The sequence below is a fragment of the Xanthomonas sp. SHU 199 genome, from assembly GCF_000364665.1.
Lineage (GTDB): Bacteria > Pseudomonadota > Gammaproteobacteria > Xanthomonadales > Xanthomonadaceae > Xanthomonas_A > Xanthomonas_A sontii.
This window is the reverse complement of record NZ_AQOI01000137.1, coordinates 1-2452: the sequence shown is the minus strand read 5'-3', so window position 1 is coordinate 2452 and position 2452 is coordinate 1. Positions and strand designations below refer to the sequence as shown.

General features: G+C 70.6%; 3 protein-coding genes. 2 read left to right on the top strand and 1 reads right to left on the bottom strand.

The genetic code is table 11. From position 1 onward, the window contains the following. On the top strand, positions 1-906 hold a 906-nt coding region (locus D183_RS24130), incomplete at its 5' end, for a GNAT family N-acetyltransferase (protein WP_017908293.1). A 1-nt stretch (position 907) separates the two neighbouring features. After that, on the top strand, positions 908-1786 hold the full coding sequence (locus D183_RS0106475) for an arginase family protein (RefSeq protein WP_017908292.1): 879 nt from the start codon (positions 908-910) through the stop codon (positions 1784-1786). A 146-nt stretch (positions 1787-1932) separates the two neighbouring features. Here the strand turns inward: D183_RS0106475 and D183_RS0106470 are convergent. Further along, positions 1933-2452, bottom strand: a 520-nt coding sequence (locus D183_RS0106470; protein WP_017908291.1) for a DegT/DnrJ/EryC1/StrS family aminotransferase, incomplete at its 5' end; no start/stop codon positions are given.

Sequence of the window (2452 nt, the reverse complement as noted above, 5' to 3'; positions counted from 1 at the left end):
GCGCGCCTGCCGCTGCAGCGGCTGTGGCAGCGCCTGCTGCGGCCGCGCACCAGCTTCGTCGGCAGCACCGTCAGCGAATACGCCTGGCTGCCGCGCGCGGCCGACCCGGTGCAGTTGCCGCGGCAGTGGCGCACGCAACTGGGCCGGCGCCGCGCGCTGATGATCGTCAAGGACGTGCCGCAGCGTTCGCCGTTGCTCGACGAGGCCGACAACGCCTGGGCGCAGGCGTTCCTGGACGCCTGCGAGCGCAACGGCTACGTGCTGCTGCGCGGGCAGGCGCTGGCCTGGGTGCCGATCGACTTCGCCTCCACCGACGAGTATCTGGCGCGGCTCTCACGCGGGCGCCGGCGCAACATCCGCCGCAAGCTGCGCTCGCGCGCCGATCTGGAGATCGAGGTGCTGCCGACCGGCCCGGCCTTCGCCGACCCGGCGCTGCGCGCGCACTGCTATGCGCTGTACCAGGAGGTGTATGCGCAGAGCGAGATCCATTTCGACCTGCTGACCGAGCCGTTCTTCGACGCGCTGCTGACCGACGCCGACTCGGGCGGGCAGGTATTCGTGTACCGGCACCAGGGCCGCATCATCGGCTGGAACCTGTGCTACGTGCACGAGGGCCGGCTGCTCGACAAGTACATCGGCCTGCATTACCCGGATGCGCGCGACCACAACCTGTACGCGCTGAGCTGGATCGAGAACCTCGACTATGCCTGCCGCCATGGCCTCACCGCCTACGTCGCCGGCTGGACCGATCCGGAGGTGAAGGCCCAGCTCGGCGCCAGCTTCACCTACACCTGGCATGCGGTATATCTGCGCAATCCGTTGCTGCGCGCCGTGCTGCGGCGGCTGCGGCCGCTGTTCGAATCCGACGACGTCGGGCCGGCCGCCGATACCGCCGAGGAGGACTGAGATGCGCACCTCGGTCCTGCTCGATCTCGATGATTCGCTGGGCGTCGTACCCGATGCCGTGCGCCTGCCGTTGCGCGACTGGTGCGATGGTCTGCGCTTCGCCTGCTCGATGGCGCGGCTGCGCCGCTTCGGCGCGGCGCTGGAGCAGGCGCTGCCGGCGCAGTACGGCACCGTGCTGCTGGGCAGCGGCGATTTCCATCACCTGAGCCTGCCGTTGATCGTGCGCCTGGCGCAGCGTGCGCAGGCGCCGTTGCGGGTGGTGGTGTTCGACAACCATCCGGACAACATGCGCTTCCCGTTCGGCGTGCACTGCGGCTCGTGGGTGCGCCGCATCGCCGCGCTACCGCAGGTGGCGCAGGTCGAGGTGGCCGGCATCACCTCCGGCGACGTCGGCCCCGGCCATGCCTGGGAAAACCATCTGCTGCCGCTGTACCGCGGCAAGCTGCGCTACTGGTGCAGCGGTGTGGACGTGGGCTGGGCGCGGCGGCTGGGCCTGGGCCAGGCGGTGCGCGGTTTCGACAGCGTGAGCGAACTGAGCGACGCGTTCGTCGAGCACCTGCGGCGCACGCCGATGCCGACCTATCTGTCGCTGGACAAGGACGTGCTGGATCCGCAGGACGTGCGCACCAACTGGGACCAGGGCCAACTGCGCGTACCGCAGTTGCTGCAGGCGATCGAGGCGCTGCGCGGGCAGGTGTGCGGCAGCGACATCACCGGCGAAGTCTCGCTGGCCCATTACCCGCAATGGTGGAAGCGAAAACTGGCGGCGCTGGATGCGCAACCCGAACCGTCGCCGACGGATCTGGCGGCGTGGCAGGCGCAGCAGCACGCGTTGAACCTGCGGCTGCTGGCGGCGCTGGATGCGGCCAGTGTCGGCTAGCGCGGCCTGATTCTGTGGGCGCGGCTTCAACCGCGAGGGCATGACCGGTATCGCTTCTCGCGGATGAAGCCGCGCCTGCAGGATTTTGTCGTCGTTACGACCGGCGCGTTGTCATCGCGACGCTGGCGAAGTCGCACGTCGCCCGATCAAGCGCTCGGCGCAGCGGCGTGCACCAGGTCGACATCCAGCGGCGCCGGCCCGACCGCGCCGGCGCAGGCCGCCTGCAGCGTGGCCACGATGGTCTCGAAGCGCGCCTCGTCCAGCCACGGGCTGTTGCTGATACTCAGGCAGCGCGCGGCGAAGTCGCTGGCGTTGGGCATCGGCGTGCGTTCGACGATGCCGTCCAGGTAGTCGTAGTCGGGCAGGGCATGCACGAACGGCACCGCCACGCCGAGTCCGCGCGGCCACAGCGCATCCAGCACCGATTCGCGGGCGGCGGCATCGGGCAGCAGCACCATCAGGATCGGCCAGCTGCCCTGGGCGCCGGGGGTATCGGCGATCACGCTCAGGCCGGGGATGCCGGCCAGGCGTGCGCTGCGGCGCCGGCCCTGTTCGCGGATCTGCGCAAGAAATGCCGGCCAGCGGGCGCTGGCGCGCACGCCCACGCCTTCGCGCCAGGCGCCGACCGCGTGCTGGGCGATGGCCGTGCCGAAGCGGTCGCCGGCC